This is a genomic window from Micrococcus sp. GbtcB5 (assembly GCF_019091605.1).
In the GTDB taxonomy this organism is placed as follows: Bacteria; Actinomycetota; Actinomycetes; order Actinomycetales; family Micrococcaceae; genus Micrococcus; species Micrococcus luteus.
The window spans coordinates 18555-35147 of record NZ_JAGXJK010000017.1 but is presented as its reverse complement, the minus strand read 5'-3'; the positions used below and the strand labels follow the sequence as shown (position 1 = coordinate 35147).

Genomic DNA, 16593 nt, shown 5'->3' with positions numbered 1-16593 from the left:
CGCGCCCCGCGTCCCTCAGGGGAACGGGTGGACGGGCACGGGTATTCCGACGCCGTCCGGCGGCGGTCGGCAACGGCTCCACGGCTGATCCTAGCCAGGCCCCGGGGCCGCGCCATCGCGCATGAGCATCTGTGTAGCCGGGGACGTGTCAGCCCCGGGCCGCGAGCACCGCCTGGTAGAGCTCCCGGCTCCGCATCCCGTGGGCTCCGGCCACCGCGGCCACGGCCTCCTTCAGCCGGGTGCCGGACTCCACCAGCACCGCCACCTCGGCGACGGCGCCCGCCTCGGACGCCTCGCCCTCGGCGCCGGGCGCGGGCGGCCCGATCACCAGCACGATCTCCCCGCGGATCCCCTCCCCCGCGTGCCGCTCCGCAGCCCAGGCATGCACCTCGACCGCGGTGCCGCGCACCACCTCCTCGTGCAGCTTGGTGAGCTCGCGGGCCACGCACACCGGCCGCTCCGCACCGAGGACCTCCACGACGACGGCCAGCGCGTCCGCCAGACGCTGCGGCGACTCGAAGGCGACCACGGTGCGGGCCTCGGTCAGCAGGGAGGTGAGCCATCGCCGTCGTTCCCCGTCCTTGCGGGGGACGAAGCCGTCGAAGGCGAACCGGTCCGTCGGCAGGCCGGACAGGGCGAGCGCGGTGGTCACGGCGGAGGGGCCGGGCGCGCAGGTCACGGGCAGCCCTGCGGACACCGCGGCCGCCACGAGCCGGTACCCCGGGTCCGAGACCGTGGGCATGCCCGCGTCCGAGACCACCGCCACCGTGGCACCGCCCCGCACCTGGTCCAGCAGCCCCTGGGTGGAGGCCGCCTCATTGTGCTCGTGATGGGCCACCACCCTGCCCGTCGGGGTGACGCCCAGTCCGGCGCACAGGCGCCGCGCGGTCCGGGTGTCCTCGGCGGCGATCACGTCCGCCTCCGCCAGCAGCTCACGCAGGCGCGCGGACGCGTCCCCGAGGTTGCCGATGGGGGTGGCGGCCAGGACGATGCGGCCCTCGGGCATGGGACGACCTTTCGACGGACGGACGGCTGCCCCGAGCCTACGGCCCCGGTCACCGTGCACGTCTCGCCGTCCACCTGTCCCCCTAGCATGGAACCCGTGCCCGCCACCGCCCTCGCCCCCCGCCCCGCCGCCGTCGCGGTCGACGACGGCCCCTTCGGCGTCGCCGCCCTGCGCGCCCGCCTCGGGGTGAGCGCGGCGCCCCTGACGCGGTGGCACTGGATCCTGCCGCTGCTGGTCACGGTGATCGCCGGCGTGCTGCGGTTCACGAACCTGGCCCACCCGGACCAGCTGATCTTCGACGAGACCTACTACCCCAAGGACGCCTACTCCCTCCTGGAGTCCGGCTACGAGCGGCGGTGGGACGAGGACGTCAACGACGCGTTCGCGCGCGGCGAGGCGGAGCCACTCGAGGGGGCCGCCTACGTGGTGCACCCGCCGCTGGGCAAGTGGCTGATCGGCCTGGGCATGCTCGCGTTCGGTCCGGACAACGGGGTGGGCTGGCGGTTCAGTGCCGCGGTGGCCGGCACGCTGTCCGTCCTGCTGGTCGCCCTCGCCACGCAGCACCTGCTGCGCTCGGTGTCCCTGGGCGCGGTCGCCGGGCTGCTGCTGGCCGTGGAGGGCCACCACCTGGTGATGTCCCGCATCGGGCTGCTGGACATCTTCCTCTCGTTCTTCGTGCTCGCGGCCTTCGCCGCGCTCTTGGCGGACCGCGTCCACGGGCGGCGGCTGCTCGCGGAGCGGCTCGCCCACGACGTCGCCCGGCGGGGACGCGACGCCCTGGCCAGCGGGCCGTGGCTCGGCTGGCGCCCGTGGCGACTGCTGGCGGGCGTGCTGCTGGGCGCCGGCTGCGCCGTGAAGCTCTCCGGGCTGGCGTTCATGGCGGCCTTCGGCCTGCTCACGGTCCTGTGGGACATGTCCGCGCGCCGGACCGCCGGGGTGCGGCGCTGGGCGTGGGCCGGCGTCGAGAAGGACGGCCTGTACGCGTTCGTGGCCGTGGTGGGCGGCGGCCTGGTCGCCTACCTGGCCTCGTGGACCGGCTGGTTCGTCACGGAGGGCGGCTACTACCGGGACTGGCACCGGGACAACCCGCCGGAGGGCGTGCTCGCCGGGCTGGTCCCCGGCCCGCTGCGCTCCCTGTGGCACTACCACGTGGAGTCCACGACCTTCCACCAGGGCCTCACCAGCCCCCACGACTACGCCGCCAACCCGTGGACCTGGCCGTTCATGGGCCGGCCCGTGAGCTACTACTACGAGGGCGCAGAGCCCGGCGAGGGGATCTGCCCGCCGGACGCCGCGGGCGCGTGCTCGTCGGCCATCACGGACATCGCCAACCCGTTCGTGTGGTGGACGGGCCTGGCCGCCGTCCTCGTGTGCGTGTGGCTGCTGGTGCGCCACCGGGACTGGCGGGCTGGCGCCCTGCTCAGCGCCTACGTGGCCGGGCAGCTGGTGTGGTTCCTGTGGCCCGAGCGGACCATGTTCTTCTTCTACACGATCGCCTATGAGCCCTTCCTCGTGATGATGATCGCCCTGGCGCTCTCGCTGCTGCTGCGGCCGGGTCGCCGGCCCGGGCCCCGCTGGGGCTCGGCCCTGGTGCTGGCGTACGTGACGATCGCCGTCGCCGTGTCCCTGTTCTTCCTGCCCGTCTGGATCGGCGACGTCATCTCGTACGACCAGTGGCGCTGGCGGATGTGGTTCAGCAGCTGGATCTGACGGCCGCGTCCCCGGGCGCGGGTGTGCCGACCGCGCGCCGCACGCCCGGAATGGATACCCTCGGACCGTGCAGAACCAGAGCCCCGTCCATGAGTCCGCCACCGAGCTCGTCGGCATGCCGCCGGCGGACTCCAACATCACGGACCTGATCGTCACCTCCTGTGCCGACCGGCCGGACGCCCCCGTGTACGCCGTGCGCAACGGCGCGGGCGGCTGGGTGGACGTCCACTTCACCGCGTTCCTCACCCAGGTGCGCGCCGTGGCGGCCGGCCTCATCGCCCGCGGCGTCCAGCCCGGGGACCGGGTGGGCCTGTTCTCCCCCACCTCCTACGCGTGGGCCGTCCTCGACCAGGCCGTGTGGTTCGCCGGCGCCGTCTCCGTGCCGATCTACGAGACCTCCTCGGCCCACCAGGTGGAGCACATCGTCACGGATTCGGGCCTGCGGGTGGTCGCCGTCGGCAGCGAGGAGCTCGGCGAGCGCGTCGCCGAGGCCGCCGGGCACGCGGGCGTGGACGTGGCGACGTTCCCGCTGACGGACGCCGGACTGGCGGAGCTGGCCGAGGCCGGCGCGTTCATGGCGGACGACGCCGTCGAGCACGCCCGCTCCCTGGCGACCCTCGCCAGCCCCGCCTCGATCGTCTACACCTCCGGCACCACCGGCCGCCCGAAGGGCGCCGTGATCACGCACGGCAACTTCGTGGGCGCGGCCATCAACGTGCTGCACTTCGCGCGCGAGGTGGTCCAGTGGTCCCCGGAGACGACGACGTCGCGCACCCTGCTCTTCCTCCCGCTGGCCCACGTGCTCGCCCACGCCGTCCAGGTCATCTGCCTGTACGCCCGCATCCAGGTGGCCCACTCCGGTTCCCCGGCCACGCTGCTCGGCGACCTCGCCTCCTTCCACCCCACGTGGCTGCTGGCCGTGCCGCGCGTGTTCGAGAAGGTCGAGGCCGGCATCGAGGCCAAGGCCCAGAAGAGCGGCACCGGGCCGATCTACGCGGCCGCCAAGCGCACCGCCATCGAGTGGTCCACGGCCGTGGACGAGGCCGAGTTCGGGGACGGCCCCGGGCCTTCGGCCCTGCTGCGCGCCCGGCGCGCGCTGTTCGACCGGCTGGTCTACCGCAAGATCCGGGAGGCCCTCGGCGGCGAGGTGATCTCGTGCGTGTCCGGCGCGTCCGCCCTCTCCCCGGAGCTGGTGCACTTCTTCCGCGGCGCCGGCATTCCGATCGTGGAGGGCTACGGCCTCACGGAGACCACCGCGCCGGCCACCGTGAACATCCCCGGCGCGCACCGGGTGGGCACCGTGGGCCTGCCCGTGGCCGGGGTGACGGTGAAGATCGCCGAGGACGGCGAGATCCTCATCCGCGGCCCCGTGGTGTTCGACGGCTACCACGGCATGCCGAAGGCGTCGGCGGACGCGATGGAGGACGACTTCTTCCGCACCGGGGACATCGGCGCGCTGGACGAGCACGGCTTCCTGCGGATCACCGGCCGCAAGAAGGACGTGATCATCACCGCCGGCGGCAAGAACGTGTACCCCACGCCCATGGAGGAGGCGCTGCGCCAGCACCGGCTCATCGAGCACGTCGTGGTGGTCGGCGAGAACCGCCCGTTCGTGGGCGCCCTCATCACCCTGGACACCGAGGCCTTCACCCAGTGGGCCCTGGACCGCGAGCTCAGCCTCACTCCGGCCGAGGCCGCGACGGACCCCACCGTGCTGGCCTCGATCCAGGAGGCGGTGGACCAGGTCAACGCGGGCGTCTCCCGCGCCGAGTCCATCCGCCGCTTCCGCATCCTGGACCACCCGTTCACCGAGGACTCCGGGCACGTCACCCAGTCCCAGAAGCTCAAGCGGGCCCAGGTGATCGAGGACCACGCCGAGGACGTCGAGGCCCTCTACCGTCGCTGACCCCGCGCCCCCGGACGACGACGGGCCGGGAGGACGCCTTGTCCTCCCGGCCCGTTCCCGGTGTCGTCCGGCGGCGGTCAGCGCACCACGGCGTCGTCCTCCCGAGCCCAGCGCAGACGGGTGCGCAGCAGCTGCTCGCGGCGGTCCGCGCTCAGCTCACGACGGCGGCGCGTGGGCCACGTGACCACGAGCGTCACGAGGGACGCCAGCAGGGTCACCAGCCCGACCACCACGGCCGCGTCCACCCAGAACTGCTGGGGGTAGAGGCGGATGAGAGCGTCCCGCACGGAGAACGTCCACGTGCCGTCCGCGAAGAACAGCGAGTGGAACCCGGCGAAGAACGTCTCCCAGCCCAGCACCGCCAGGACCGCCAGCGCGATCACCGCGAGCGGCAGCCACACGGCGCCGGCGAACAGGGCGCGGCGCACCCCGCCGGGGCTGGTGCGCAGCAGGGACGCGATGAGCAGGGCGCACACCACCACGAGCACCACGAGCGCTGCGGCGGCGATCCACAGCACGGTCTTCACGTCCGTCATGTGGTCGACCTCGACCTCGGTGAACAGGGGCGCGCCCTGGTGCGTGAGGCTGCTGAGGTATCGCGGCCCGGCCAGGTTGGTCACGTAGTCCAGCCCGGCGGAGCCGTAGTGCATGCGGTCGGCGAGGGTGAAGCCGAACCGGTCCGCGGGGAACCCGGGCCGGTGGTACTCCAGCCACAGGAACACCGGGCTCGCCACGAGGCGGACGGCGGCCAGCAGCAGGGCGAGCGGGGCGAGGATCGCCAGCAGCACCTGCGCCAGGCGCGGGCCCGCCTTGGGCAGGCGCGCGCGCTCCTCCGGCGTGGGGCCCTGCAGGGCCGCCGCCTGGGCCACGGGGGCGGCCGTGCCGTCCTCGGGGTAGCGGTCGACCGGGGCGGCGGCGCTCGACCCCGCCGCGCGGGCCCCGACGGCGGCGCTCAGCGGGCCGAGCTCGTCGGCGCCGGGCAGCGGCCGCCGGCCGCCCTCGGGCACGGCCCGGGAGGCGACGATGTCGCGGTCGGCGTCCGCGGCCGGGCGGCCGGCGTCGCGTCGGTCCGCGGCCGCCGCGTCCCCGCCGCGCAGCGCGGCGAGGTCCTCGGGGCTGAGCGCCGAGGTGTGCTGGGCGCCGCCGTCGTCGTCCCGGCCCATGGCGGGCAGCGCCTGGGTGCGGTTCGGGTCGTCTGCGGCGTCGTCCTCGACGAACGCGCCGTAGTCCAGCCCGGAATCGAAGTCCTCCGCCCCGGCGCGCTCGTCGCGCCCGCGGCCGGCCTGATGGGAAGCCATGCTCGTGCCTCTCTCGAGTGGGTCCGTCCGCCCGCGGGCGCCGGGGATCAGTAGCGGTAGTGGTCGGCCTTGTAGGGGCCGGCCACGTCCACGCCGAGGTACTCGGCCTGGACCTTGGTCAGCTCGGTCAGCCCGACGCCGAGGGCGTCCAGGTGCAGGCGGGCGACCTTCTCGTCCAGCACCTTGGGCAGCGTGTAGACGCGCTTCTCGTAGTGGTCGCCGGTCAGGGCGCCGGTGCCCGTGGAGCCGCCGAAGAGCTCGATCTGCGCCATCACCTGGTTGGTGAAGGACGCGCTCATCACGAACGAGGGGTGGCCGGTGGCGTTGCCGAGGTTCAGCAGGCGGCCCTCGGAGAGCACGATGATGCTGCGCTCGGCCTCCGTGCCGCCGTCCAGGGTCCACTCGTGGACCTGCGGCTTGATCTCCGTCTTCACGACGCCGGGGATGCGGGCCAGGCCGGCCATGTCGATCTCGTTGTCGAAGTGGCCGACGTTGCCCACGATGGCCTTGTCCTTCATGGCGGCCATGTGCTCGGCCATGATGATGTCCTTGCCGCCGGTGGTGGTGACGAAGATGTCGCCCTCGCCCACCACGTCCTCGAGGCGGGCCACCTGGTAGCCGTCCATCGCGGCCTGCAGCGCGCAGATCGGGTCGATCTCCGTGACGATCACGCGGGCACCCTGGCCGCGCAGGGCCTCGGCGGCGCCCTTGCCGACGTCGCCGTAGCCGCAGACCACGGCGACCTTGCCGCCGATCAGCACGTCCGTGGCGCGCATGATGCCGTCCGGCAGGGAGTGGCGGATGCCGTACTTGTTGTCGAACTTGGACTTGGTCACGGCGTCGTTCACGTTGATCGCCGGGAAGAGCAGGCGGCCCTCCTGCGCCAGCTGGTAGAGGCGCAGCACGCCCGTGGTGGTCTCCTCGGAGACGCCGCGCAGGGTGCCGGCGGTGCGGGTCCAGTGCTGCGGGTCGCGGGCCAGCGAGCGGCGCAGCGTCTCGAGGATGATCCGGTACTCCTCGGGGTCGTCCTCGGTGGCGCTGGGCACGGCGCCCGCGGCCTCGAACTCGACGCCCTTGTGCACCAGCAGGGTGGCGTCGCCGCCGTCGTCCAGGATCATGTTGGGGCCGCGCTCCGGATCCTCGTCCGCGCCCGGCCAGGTGAGGATCTGCGAGGCGGTCCACCAGTAGTCCTCGAGGGACTCGTTCTTCCAGGCGAACACCGGCACGCCCTGCGGGTCCTCGGGGGTGCCCGAGCCCACGACGACGGCGGCCGCGGCCTCGTCCTGCGTGGAGAAGATGTTGCAGGAGGCCCACCGGACCTCGGCGCCGAGGGCGATGAGGGTCTCGATGAGCACGGCGGTCTGCACGGTCATGTGCAGGGAGCCGGCGATGCGGGCGCCCTTCAGCGGCTGGGCCTCCCCGTACTCCTCGCGCAGGGACATCAGCCCCGGCATCTCGTGCTCGGCCAGGCGGATCTGGTGGCGGCCCGCCTCGGCCAGGGACAGGTCCCGGACCGTGAAGTCGAACGAGGCACCGGGCACGGTGGTGCGGTTGGCGAAGGCCGGGTCGACGTCGGGGGTGCGGAACTCTGCGGAGGTCTCAGTCATGCACCCCAGCCTACCGATGCCGCCCCCGGTGCTCGCGGTGCCGCCCCACGGACCTTCACACCCCGATCCGGGGCGGGATCGGCAGCGGTCCCGTAACGCGGACGACACACAGTCGGAGATCCTGCGATCGTCCCTCATTCTATCTTCTAGAGGTTAGTAGTTAACGAACCTCCTCCCACCCCCCACACAGAGGAGACGCGCATGCAACCGGCAGACATCGCCTGGATACTCGCGGCGGCGGCCATGGTGCTGCTCATGTTCCCCGGACTTGCATTCCTGTACGGCGGAATGCTCGACGACCGCAACGTCCTCAACATGCTCATGATGGTGATGAGCGGCCTCGCGGTCGGCGGCGTGGCCTACGTCGTCCTGGGCCACGGCCTGGTGTTCGGCGACTCGGTGGGCGGGCTCCGCCTGATCGGCAACCCCGCGGAGTTCGCCTTCTTCGACGCCTTCGTCGCCGACGACGGGGCCGGCGGGACGCTCTCCGCCGCCTTCTTCATCCTCTTCGCCGCCATCAGCGTCTCGCTCGTCGCCTCCGGCGCGGCCGGGCGCATGAAGTTCGGCGCCTGGCTCGTGTTCGCCGCCCTCTGGGTGCTCCTGGTCTACAGCCCGCTGGCCCACTGGGTGTTCGCGTTCGACGACGAGGAGACCGGCGTCATCGGCGGCTGGATGGCCAACGTCCTCGGCCTGCACGACTACGCCGGCGGCACCGCCATCCACATGAACGCCGGCGCCGCGGGCCTCGCCCTGGCGATGGTGCTGGGCCGGCGGCACACGGGCACCGCGATGCGCCCGCACAACCTGCCGCTGATGCTCATCGGCGTCGGCATGCTCATGATGGGCTGGATCGGCTTCAACGGCGGCACCGCCGCCGGGGCGAACCACGTCGCGGAGTACGCCGTGATGACCACCATCCTCGCCACGTGCGGAGGCATGCTCGGCTTCATCGCCGTCGAACGGGTCCGTGACGGCCACGCCACCCTCCTGGGCATGGGCACCGGCATCATCGCCAGCCTCGTGGCCATCACCCCGGTGGCCGACGCCGTGCACCCCATCGGCGCGATCCTCGTCGGCTTCCTCGGCGCCGCGGCCGCCGCGTGGGCCATCACCTGGAAGCGCCGGCACCGGATCGACGACTCCATGGACGTGTTCGCCGTGCACGGGATCGCCGGCATCGCCGGGGCCATGTTCGCCGTCTTCTTCGCCACCGCGGCGGCCCCGGCCGGGATGGCGGGCGTCGTGTTCGGCGGCGATCCGAGCATGATCTGGCGCGAAGCGCTCGCGATCGTCGTGACGCTCGTCTACTCGTTCGGCATGACCTACGCCATCGCCTGGGTCATGGACCGGATCCACCCCATCCGCGTCCCCGAGGAGGGCGAGGAGCTCGGGCTCGACCGGGCCCTGCACGCCGAGTCCGCGTACGACGGCGGCATCATCTGACCACCCCGCACATCCGCGGCAGCAGCAGGAGGAACACCATGAAGCTCATCACCGCCGTCATCCGACCGAGCCGTCTCAAGAAGGTCAGCAACGCCCTCGAGGCCGCCGGCCTCACCGGCCTCACGGCCACCGAGGTCCAGGGACGGGGCGCCCAGGGCGGCCGCACCGAGTACTACCGCGGAGAGGCCCACGACGTCGTCTTCCGTACCAAGGTCCGCCTCGAGATGGTCGTCGCCGACGAACAGCTGGAGGACGCCATCGACGTGCTGGTCGCCGCGGCACGCTCCGACGACGAGGGAACGATCGGCGACGGCAAGGTCTGGGTGACCGACGTCGTCCGCGTCGTCCGCGTCCGCACCGGCGAGACCGGCCCCGAGGCCGTCTGACCCCGCCCCGCCCCCGTCCACCCCCGAGAACGCCGCCCCCAGGAAAGAGGAGCCCCATGTCCACCGAGATCAACTTCCGCTACCTCAGCGAGCCCGACATGATCGAGGCCGGCGTCGGCGACCTCGTGCGCTGCACCGACGTCATGGAGGAGGCCCTCGTGCTGATGCGCAAGGGCGACTACATGATGGCCGGCGAGAACGGCAACTCGCACGGCGCCATGATCACCTTCCCCGGCGATCCCCAGCACGAGGGCATGCCCAAGGACGGTCCGGACCGCCGCTTCATGGCCATGCCCGCCTACCTCGGCGGGCGCTTCGGCACCACCGGCGTGAAGTGGTACGGCTCAAACGCGGAGAACCGCACCAAGGGCCTGCCCCGCTCCATCCACGTGTTCGTCCTCAACGACCGTGACACGGGCGCCCCGCTGGCGATCATGAGCGCGAACCTGCTCAGCGCGTACCGCACCGGCTCCGTGCCCGGCGTGGGGGTCAAGCACCTCGCCAAGGAGGACGCGAAGACCGTGGCGGTGGTTGGCCCCGGCGTCATCGCCCGCTCCACGCTGGAGACCACGCTCGCCCTGCGCCCGTCCATCGACACCCTCACCGTGAAGGGCCGGGGCGCGGCCAGCACCCAGGCGTTCGTCGACTGGGCCACCGAGACGTTCCCGCAGCTCACGAGCGCCACGGTCTGCGAGAGCATCGAGGAGGCCATCGCGGACGCCGACATCGTCATGGCGACCACCACCACCGACGCCGCCGGCAGCTCCGCCTTCCCCTACTTCCCGAAGTCGGCGATCAAGCCCGGCGCGCTGCTGCTGCTGCCCGCCGCGGCCCGCTTCGACGACGACTTCCTCGCCGGCGACGACGCCCGCCTCGTGATCGACGCCCAGGGCCTCTACGACGCGTGGCTCGAGGAGTACGGTCCGCAGGCCTACCAGATCCTGGGCATCCCGGGCTCGCACTGGTTCGGCCTGGTCGAGCAGGGCACGCTGCCCGCGGAGAAGATCGAGGAGATCGCGGACATCGCCACCGGCGCGCTGCCCGCGCGGCGCGACGACGAGGAGATCATCCTCTACTCCGTGGGCGGCATGCCGATCGAGGACGTCGCCTGGGCCACGGACCTCTACCGCACGGCCGAGGAGAAGGGCATCGGCACCGTGCTCAACCTCTGGGAGACCCCGGCCCTGGCCTGAGCCCTCCCGGGACGGGTCCCGCGCCCCAGAACGGCGCGGGGCCCGTCCGCGCGCCGGCGTCAGGACAGCACGAGCAGCGCCCACGTCCCCGCCCGCGCGGCCGTCCACGCGTCGGCCTCGGAGCACCTGAGCAGGTCGAAGGGCCCGACGTCGCCCGCCGGCTCGAGCGCCACCGCGAGCGTCTCGCCCGCGGGGGCGGGCGACCCGGACGTCGGCGACCACAGCCGAGGGAGCGGCGGGGCAGGCTCCCCGGCCCGCTCCACCATGAGGTTCACCGCGTGGCAGGGCGTCGGCAGGTCCACCAGGTCGACGGTCGCGCCGCCGTCGAACTCGCACACGGTCCCGGCCTGCACCGGGGTGCGCACCCCGTCCACGGTCAGGACCACGTCCCCGCCGACGGGCAGGAACCGGCGGTGCCGGCCGGGCAGTGGCGAGAACGGCGCCGCCCGCTCGAGCGAGGCCACGCTGAGGCGCCAGCGGGGCAGGCCCGGCGTGAGGATCGCGGACTCCTGAGGGGAGACCAGCTCCACCGTGGTGCCGGCTCCGTTCGCCCACCGCACCGGCGGCCGGTCCCGGTGTCGCGCGATCAGCGTTCCGATGCCCATCGGCCCAGCGTAGCCAGGCCGCGCCGGCGGATCGGCATCACGTCGCCTCGCTCGGCAGGGGCTCCGCGCCGGCTTCGAGGACGTGGTCGGCGAAGGCGCGGGCCGCGGCGCCCATCGCCCCGTGCCAGACCACGGAGAGCTCCGTGATCGGTCGGGCGTCCAGCGGCCGCGCGACCACGCCAGGCATGCGCAGGCGGGCGACGGACTCGGGCAGGATCGACAGCCCCACGCCCGCCGCGACGAGGCCCAGCACGGTCTCCTGGTGCACGGTGCGCTGCACCACGTCCATCGTCGCGCCGCCGGACTCGAGGGCCTCGGTGATCCGTGCGAGGTAGCCGGGCATGAGCTCGGCGGGGAAGAGGACGAGGGGCTCCCCCACGAGCTCGGCGATCGGCACCTCCGCGTGGGAGGCCAGCCGGTGCCGCTCCGGCAGCACCGCGACCAGCCCCTCGCTGAGGACGTGCTCGCGACGCACGCCGGGCGTGGGGACGAGGTCCCTGACGATCCCGACGTCGAGCCTCCCCTCCGCCAGCCCGGCCAGCTGCTCGGCGCTCGTGAGAGGGCTCAGCGTCAGCTCCACCTGCGGGAAGCGGCCCTGGAAGGCGTGGACGGCCCGCGGGAGTATCGAGTAGCTCGCGGAGCTGACGTAGCCGATCCGCAGCCGCCCCCGGATCCCCCGGTGCACCTCGGAGAGCTCGGCGACGGCCGCGTCGAGCCCCTCGAGCAGCTCCTGCACCCGGGCGCGGAACGCCTCGCCCTCCGGGGTGAGGGCGACCCGGCGCGAGGTGCGCTCGAACAGGGTGGCGCCCAGCTCCTTCTCGAGGGACTTGACCGCCACGGACAGCGGCGGCTGGGACACGTGCAGCCGGGCGGCGGCCCGGCCGAAGTGCAGTTCCTCGGCCACGGCGAGGAAGTAGCGCAGCTGACGCAGTTCCATAGGGGAACCCTATCGCTTGGTCCGGAGCAGGTATTGGACCTCGCTATCAGTCGCGTGTGGACTGGATGGGCACCGACCACCGGACACCGCGAACCCAGGAGCTCACATGCACTCGTCAGACTTCATCGTCATCGGCGCCGGACTCGCCGGGGCGGCCACCGCCTGGCACCTCGCCGAAGCCGGCCACCACGTGACCGTCCTGGAGCGCACGACCCCGGGCAACCACGAGGGCAGCTCCCATGGATCGGCCCGGATCTTCCGCTACGCCTACCCCGAGAAGTCGTATGCCGACCTCGTGGTGCGTGCCAGGAAGGGGTGGGACGACCTGGAGACGGCGAGCGGCCGGCAGCTCATCACCCCCACCGGCTCCGTCGACTTCGGGGACCTGCGCGATCCCCACGGCCTCGCCCGGGTGCTCGAGGCCTCCGGCGTGGAGCACGAGCTGCTCTCCGCCGACCAGGCCCGGGAGTGCTTCCCGCAGATCGCGTTCGACACGGACGTCCTCTACCACCCCGGTGCGGGTGTGCTCGACGCCATGTCCACGATCGAGACGATGCTCGAGCTCGCCGTGGCCACCGGCCGCGCCGAGGTGCACACGGACTGGGAGGTCGCTGGCATCGGCCGCCGTTCCGGCGGCTTCGAGGTCCGCTCGATCGGTGGGCGGCGCGTGACGGGCACGAAAGTGATCGTCGCGGCGGGCGGGTGGCTCCCCGTCCTGCTCCGCGACCTGGCGCTGCCCTCGGCGTTCCTCGCCTCCGTCCCCGCGTTCGAGGTGCGCGAGGAGCAGGCGTTCCACCTGCCCTGGCGTGAGACCGACGACGCGGGCGCCGCCTACCCGGCCTGGCCCACCTTCATCCACAAGAGCTCGGAGATGCAGACCTACGGCCTGCCCGGCGGGCGCGATGCCGACTTCCGCGGCCAGAAGATGGCGCAGTACAAGGGCGGACCGGTCCTCTCCTCCGCCCGGGACCAGTCGGGGCAAATCACGGAGGAGATGCGCCGGACGGTGCAGGACTACGCCAGGCGGTACCTGCCCGGCGTCGTCCCCGAGCCCTATGCCGAGGCCACCTGCCTGTTCACCAGCACCGCGAACGAGGACTTCGTGATCGACGAGGCCGAGGGTGTCGTGCTCCTGTCCGCCTGCTCCGGCCACGGCGGCAAGTTCGCACCGCTGCTGGGCGAGCTCGCGGCCGGCCTGGCCACCGGCACGGGCACCGTCCCCGAGGAGTTCCGCGTCGCCCACCACCGGGCGGAGCCCGCCCGATGACGGCGACCTCGCCCCGCAGGGTCGCCTCGCTGATGGCCGCCATCGCCGACACGGGCCGCGACGCGTCGCGTGGCGGCTACACCCGGCCGGTCTACTCGACCGCCGAGCTCGACCTGCGCAGCTGGTTCGTCGCCGAGGCCGAGACCCGGGGCCTGGACGTGGAGACCGATCGCAACGGCGTGATCTGGGCCTGGTGGGACGCCCCCTCCGGGGACCGCTCCCGGGCGATCGTCACCGGCAGCCATCTCGACTCGGTGCCCGGCGGCGGCGCGTTCGACGGCCCGCTCGGCGTGGCCTCGGCCCTAGCCGCCGTGGACGTGCTGCGTGCACAGGGGCGCCGGCCGGACCGGGCCGTGGCGATCGCGGTCTTCCCCGAGGAGGAGGGCTCCCGCTACGGCATCGCCTGCCTCGGCTCCCGGATCCTCACGGGCGCCATCCCCGTCGAGAAGGCGCTCGCCCTCACGGACGAGGACGGCGGCACCTTCGCCGAGCACTCCCGGGCGGCGGGCCTGGACCCGGAGCGGATGGGGCGCGACGACGAGCGCCTGGCCCAGATCGGCGCGTTCATCGAGCTCCACGTCGAGCAGGGGCGGGGCCTCATCGACCTCGGGCAGCCGGTCGCCATCGGGTCATCGATCCTGGGCCATGGCCGGTGGCGCCTCGTCTTCACCGGTCAGGGCAACCACGCCGGCACCACGCTCATGAGCGATCGGCACGATCCCCTCGTCGCCGCGGCGGGGGTCATCGCACAGATCCCCGGGATCGCGTCCCGGCACGACGGCGCTCGGGCCACGGTGGGCCGCCTGCAGCCGATCCCCGGCGGCACGAACGTGATCGCCTCGCGCGTGGACGTGTGGCTGGACGTGCGCCACCCCGAGGACGCCGTCACGGCCCTCGTGGTGGAGCAGATCGCCGGGCTCGCCGCGGAACTCGCCGCCGGCCAGGGCTGCGGGTTCGACCTGCGCGAGGAGTCGCTCTCCCCGACCACGCGCTTCGACCCGGGGCTGCGCCGTCGTCTGGAGACCGCCCTGCCGGAGGCGCCCGTGCTCGACACGGGCGCGGGCCACGACGCCGGCATCCTCGCGGCCCACGTCCCGACGGCGATGCTGTTCGTGCGCAATCCCACCGGGGTCTCCCACGCGCACGAGGAGCACGTCGAGGACGCCGACGCGGAGATCGGCGCCGAGGTGCTGGCGGACGCCCTGATGAGCGACCTGGGCATCGACTGACGAGGGGGCCGCCGACGCGGGGAGGGACGGTCCCTCCCGGCGTCGTGGCGGCCGGACCGTCCGGGTCCGAGCAGGATCCCAAAAATACATATAGGGTCTGCATGTATATGGACGCCATCGATCTCCCCCTCCCCCCTGCAGGCACGCGCATCGGCGCGGACGAGGTGTACTCGACCCTGATCGAGGCCATCTCCATCGGACGGCTCCGCGCCGGCGAACGCCTCCCGTCCGAGGAGGCGCTGGCGGCGCACTTCAACATCGCAGCCATGACCCTGCGTCAGGCTCTGGCCAGGCTCCGGACCGCCGGCTACGTCGTGACCAGTCGTGGACGCCACGGCGGAACCCGCGTGGTGCCGGACATCGCCGAGAGGCTCGAGGCCGACGCCCTGCGTCAGCGCGTCACCCTCGGCGAGCTTCGCATCCTCACGGACTGGCGGCGCGCCGTCTCCGGTGAGGCGTCCTCCCTCGCGGCACTGCGCGGCACCGAGGCCGAGCGCGTCGACCTGCGTCGCCTCGAGCAGGAGTATCTGACGGTCATCGAGAGCACCACCGACCGGCGATTCGCCGACGCCCGCCTGCACATCCACATCGCCCAGATGTCCGGCAATCCACGGCTGGTCCAGGCGGAGCAGGAGATCCAGGAGCAGCTCACCCGGTTCATCCGCGTCACGTCGCTGCCGGAGGTCAAGGCGGCGCATGAGGACATGGACCACAGCCGGCTTCTGGAGGCCATCCTCTCGGCAGACCCGGAGTCGGCCAGAGCCGCCCTCCAGCACCATGTGGAGGTCACCTACTTCTGGGGCACGATGCAGCCGCACATCGTGGGCGGGACCCACGGCGCCGCCGTGCTGCGGATCGAGCCGGGGGCGCTGGAGGCCGGCGTCGCCCGACGTCCGGACCCCGACGCCGCGGCCTCCGGGAGCTGACGGCCGCGCAGGACCGGCGGCCCCTCAGTCGTCGTCGCGCACCAGGCGCAGGCCGGGGCGGGCCGGCGGGGCGGGCGTCTCGGGCTCGTCGGCGTCCACCGGCGGCGCGGCCGGGGCGAGGCGCGGCGCGGCGAGGGAGGGCCGGGAGGCGACGTCGGCGGGCGGCGCCGCGGGGACCGCGCGCGGCGCGGTGGGGACGGTGTGCACGGTGCCGTCCGGGGCGACGGCCTCGTAGTGCTCGGGCAGCTCCAGGCGCAGCACCTCCCAGCCACGGGGGGCCGTGGTGCGGCGCGCGTGCTCGGCGCAGAGGTCGTAGGTGTGCGGCTCGGCGCGCTGCGCCAGGGGGCCGATCACCACCTGGGAGTCGGCGTAGTTGTACGTCAGCGTGGCCAGGGCCGGGCTCTGGCATCCGGTTTTGCTGCAGCGTCGCATGGGTCCCACGGCAGACCACCCTACTCGGCCCTCCCGCCCGCGCGGTGGCCTACCATGGCGCGCATGACCGCGCCCGCCGCCCCCGATCCCCTCGCCCCGCTGCCCGCCGGGGAGGACAACGCCGCGGGCCCGGAGCGGGGCACGTCCGGCGGCCCGGTCGAGACGGGAGCCCCTCAGCCGGGCGCCGCCGCGTCCGGCGCGGGCGGCCACGGCGCGCGGCGCACGCGCGACCGCCGTGGCCGAGGGCTGCGGCATCCGCGCCCGTTCGGGGCACGCTCGGAGCGGGGCCGGGGCGAGGCGCTGCTCACCGCCGTCGAGAAGGCGGTGGACCGGCTGGGCTCCCTGGACGCGCCCGGGCTGCGGCACGTGACCGCGCGGGTGGAGCGCATCCCGGACCGGCTCGACGAACGGCTGCGCGAGCTGCACGCCGGCCGGGAACGGGATGAGGAGGCGCTGTTCGCGCGGGCCGAGCGGCAGGGCCGGGACGGGGTGCTGATCACCCTGTTCGAGCGGCCGCTGCGGGACGCGGCCGACCCGGCCGACCTCGAGGGGGCCGTCTACGGGGTGGCGCTGAGCCGTTGCGCCGACGCGCTGGGCGTGGACCCGCAGGTGCTCGACCCCAGCTGGGGCCGCGGCTGAGCCCGGACC

At 73.5% G+C, this 16593-nt stretch carries 15 protein-coding genes; 9 read left to right on the top strand and 6 right to left on the bottom strand.

Translation table 11 applies throughout. From position 1 onward, the window contains the following. Nucleotides 1–148 precede the first annotated feature (148 nt). Nucleotides 149–1006, bottom strand: a complete 858-nt coding sequence (gene rsmI, locus KVS67_RS07835) for a 16S rRNA (cytidine(1402)-2'-O)-methyltransferase (protein ID WP_134416330.1) — start codon at nucleotides 1004–1006, stop codon at nucleotides 149–151. A gap of 96 nt (nucleotides 1007–1102) precedes the next feature. On the opposite strand from rsmI, the gene KVS67_RS07830 reads away from it, so the two are divergent. Further along, nucleotides 1103–2716 (top strand): phospholipid carrier-dependent glycosyltransferase, encoded by a 1614-nt coding sequence (locus KVS67_RS07830; protein WP_217565205.1) that lies wholly within the window; start codon nucleotides 1103–1105, stop codon nucleotides 2714–2716. 67 nt (nucleotides 2717–2783) lie between these two features. Beyond that, nucleotides 2784–4622 carry an AMP-dependent synthetase/ligase gene (locus tag KVS67_RS07825; RefSeq protein WP_217565204.1) on the top strand — a complete coding sequence of 613 codons (1839 nt, stop codon included), beginning with the start codon at nucleotides 2784–2786 and terminating at the stop codon, nucleotides 4620–4622. Between the two features lie 77 nt (nucleotides 4623–4699). Here KVS67_RS07825 and KVS67_RS07820 read toward each other — a convergent pair whose 3' ends face one another. After that, nucleotides 4700–5920, bottom strand: a complete 1221-nt coding sequence (locus KVS67_RS07820) for a TIGR01906 family membrane protein (protein ID WP_166437663.1) — start codon at nucleotides 5918–5920, stop codon at nucleotides 4700–4702. Nucleotides 5921–5967: 47 nt separating this feature from the next. After that, nucleotides 5968–7527 carry an adenosylhomocysteinase gene (gene ahcY, locus KVS67_RS07815; protein ID WP_208011474.1) on the bottom strand — a complete coding sequence of 520 codons (1560 nt, stop codon included), beginning with the start codon at nucleotides 7525–7527 and terminating at the stop codon, nucleotides 5968–5970. 201 nt (nucleotides 7528–7728) lie between these two features. On the opposite strand from ahcY, the gene KVS67_RS07810 reads away from it, so the two are divergent. The 3 genes from KVS67_RS07810 to KVS67_RS07800 are packed head-to-tail and all read left to right on the top strand — an operon-like array spanning nucleotide 7729 to nucleotide 10549. Continuing rightward, entirely contained in the window at nucleotides 7729–8970 is a 1242-nt protein-coding gene (locus KVS67_RS07810) for an ammonium transporter (protein WP_044659604.1), read from the top strand. Nucleotides 8971–9008: 38 nt separating this feature from the next. Next, nucleotides 9009–9356, top strand: a complete 348-nt coding sequence (locus KVS67_RS07805) for a P-II family nitrogen regulator (protein WP_044659605.1) — start codon at nucleotides 9009–9011, stop codon at nucleotides 9354–9356. 56 nt (nucleotides 9357–9412) lie between these two features. After that, nucleotides 9413–10549: a tyramine oxidase subunit B gene (locus KVS67_RS07800; protein ID WP_044659606.1), complete on the top strand. Its 1137-nt coding sequence runs from the start codon at nucleotides 9413–9415 to the stop codon at nucleotides 10547–10549. 59 nt (nucleotides 10550–10608) lie between these two features. On the opposite strand, the gene KVS67_RS07795 is transcribed toward KVS67_RS07800, so the two are convergent. Together KVS67_RS07795 and KVS67_RS07790 are read right to left on the bottom strand one after the other, a co-directional pair. Then, nucleotides 10609–11154: a HutD family protein gene (locus KVS67_RS07795; RefSeq protein WP_052833452.1), complete on the bottom strand. Its 546-nt coding sequence runs from the start codon at nucleotides 11152–11154 to the stop codon at nucleotides 10609–10611. Nucleotides 11155–11191: 37 nt separating this feature from the next. Then, nucleotides 11192–12091 (bottom strand): LysR substrate-binding domain-containing protein, encoded by a 900-nt coding sequence (locus tag KVS67_RS07790; RefSeq protein ID WP_217565203.1) that lies wholly within the window; start codon nucleotides 12089–12091, stop codon nucleotides 11192–11194. 106 nt (nucleotides 12092–12197) lie between these two features. On the opposite strand from KVS67_RS07790, the gene KVS67_RS07785 reads away from it, so the two are divergent. From KVS67_RS07785 to KVS67_RS07775, 3 genes are all read left to right on the top strand, one after another. Further along, the gene (locus KVS67_RS07785) at nucleotides 12198–13358 is read left to right on the top strand and encodes an FAD-dependent oxidoreductase (RefSeq protein WP_217565202.1); all 1161 of its coding nucleotides are present in this window, start codon (nucleotides 12198–12200) and stop codon (nucleotides 13356–13358) included. Beyond that, nucleotides 13355–14587, top strand: coding sequence for an allantoate amidohydrolase (locus KVS67_RS07780; protein WP_044659609.1), 1233 nt, complete (start codon nucleotides 13355–13357; stop codon nucleotides 14585–14587). The genes KVS67_RS07785 and KVS67_RS07780 overlap by 4 nt, the downstream gene beginning before the upstream one ends. Before the next feature lie 107 nt (nucleotides 14588–14694). Next, nucleotides 14695–15513 (top strand): FadR/GntR family transcriptional regulator, encoded by an 819-nt coding sequence (locus KVS67_RS07775; RefSeq protein WP_049147839.1) that lies wholly within the window; start codon nucleotides 14695–14697, stop codon nucleotides 15511–15513. 24 nt (nucleotides 15514–15537) lie between these two features. Here KVS67_RS07775 and KVS67_RS07770 read toward each other — a convergent pair whose 3' ends face one another. Then, nucleotides 15538–15945 (bottom strand): DUF3499 family protein, encoded by a 408-nt coding sequence (locus KVS67_RS07770; protein ID WP_044659610.1) that lies wholly within the window; start codon nucleotides 15943–15945, stop codon nucleotides 15538–15540. 63 nt (nucleotides 15946–16008) lie between these two features. On the opposite strand from KVS67_RS07770, the gene KVS67_RS07765 reads away from it, so the two are divergent. Then, nucleotides 16009–16584, top strand: a complete 576-nt coding sequence (locus KVS67_RS07765; RefSeq protein WP_049147838.1) for a hypothetical protein — start codon at nucleotides 16009–16011, stop codon at nucleotides 16582–16584. Nucleotides 16585–16593: the final 9 nt, after the last annotated feature.

What these genes read in the sequence shown, in the direction of transcription:
- rsmI (WP_134416330.1), bottom strand. Translation starts at nt 1,006, where the DNA reads ATGCCCGAGGGCCGCATCGTCCTGGCCGCCACCCCCATCGGCAACCTC.
- KVS67_RS07820 (WP_166437663.1), bottom strand. Translation starts at nt 5,920, where the DNA reads ATGGCTTCCCATCAGGCCGGCCGCGGGCGCGACGAGCGCGCCGGGGCG.
- ahcY (WP_208011474.1), bottom strand. Translation starts at nt 7,527, where the DNA reads ATGACTGAGACCTCCGCAGAGTTCCGCACCCCCGACGTCGACCCGGCC.
- KVS67_RS07810 (WP_044659604.1), top strand. Translation starts at nt 7,729, where the DNA reads ATGCAACCGGCAGACATCGCCTGGATACTCGCGGCGGCGGCCATGGTG.
- KVS67_RS07805 (WP_044659605.1), top strand. Translation starts at nt 9,009, where the DNA reads ATGAAGCTCATCACCGCCGTCATCCGACCGAGCCGTCTCAAGAAGGTC.
- KVS67_RS07800 (WP_044659606.1), top strand. Translation starts at nt 9,413, where the DNA reads ATGTCCACCGAGATCAACTTCCGCTACCTCAGCGAGCCCGACATGATC.
- KVS67_RS07795 (WP_052833452.1), bottom strand. Translation starts at nt 11,154, where the DNA reads ATGGGCATCGGAACGCTGATCGCGCGACACCGGGACCGGCCGCCGGTG.
- KVS67_RS07790 (WP_217565203.1), bottom strand. Translation starts at nt 12,091, where the DNA reads ATGGAACTGCGTCAGCTGCGCTACTTCCTCGCCGTGGCCGAGGAACTG.
- KVS67_RS07785 (WP_217565202.1), top strand. Translation starts at nt 12,198, where the DNA reads ATGCACTCGTCAGACTTCATCGTCATCGGCGCCGGACTCGCCGGGGCG.
- KVS67_RS07780 (WP_044659609.1), top strand. Translation starts at nt 13,355, where the DNA reads ATGACGGCGACCTCGCCCCGCAGGGTCGCCTCGCTGATGGCCGCCATC.
- KVS67_RS07775 (WP_049147839.1), top strand. Translation starts at nt 14,695, where the DNA reads ATGGACGCCATCGATCTCCCCCTCCCCCCTGCAGGCACGCGCATCGGC.
- KVS67_RS07770 (WP_044659610.1), bottom strand. Translation starts at nt 15,945, where the DNA reads ATGCGACGCTGCAGCAAAACCGGATGCCAGAGCCCGGCCCTGGCCACG.
- KVS67_RS07765 (WP_049147838.1), top strand. Translation starts at nt 16,009, where the DNA reads ATGACCGCGCCCGCCGCCCCCGATCCCCTCGCCCCGCTGCCCGCCGGG.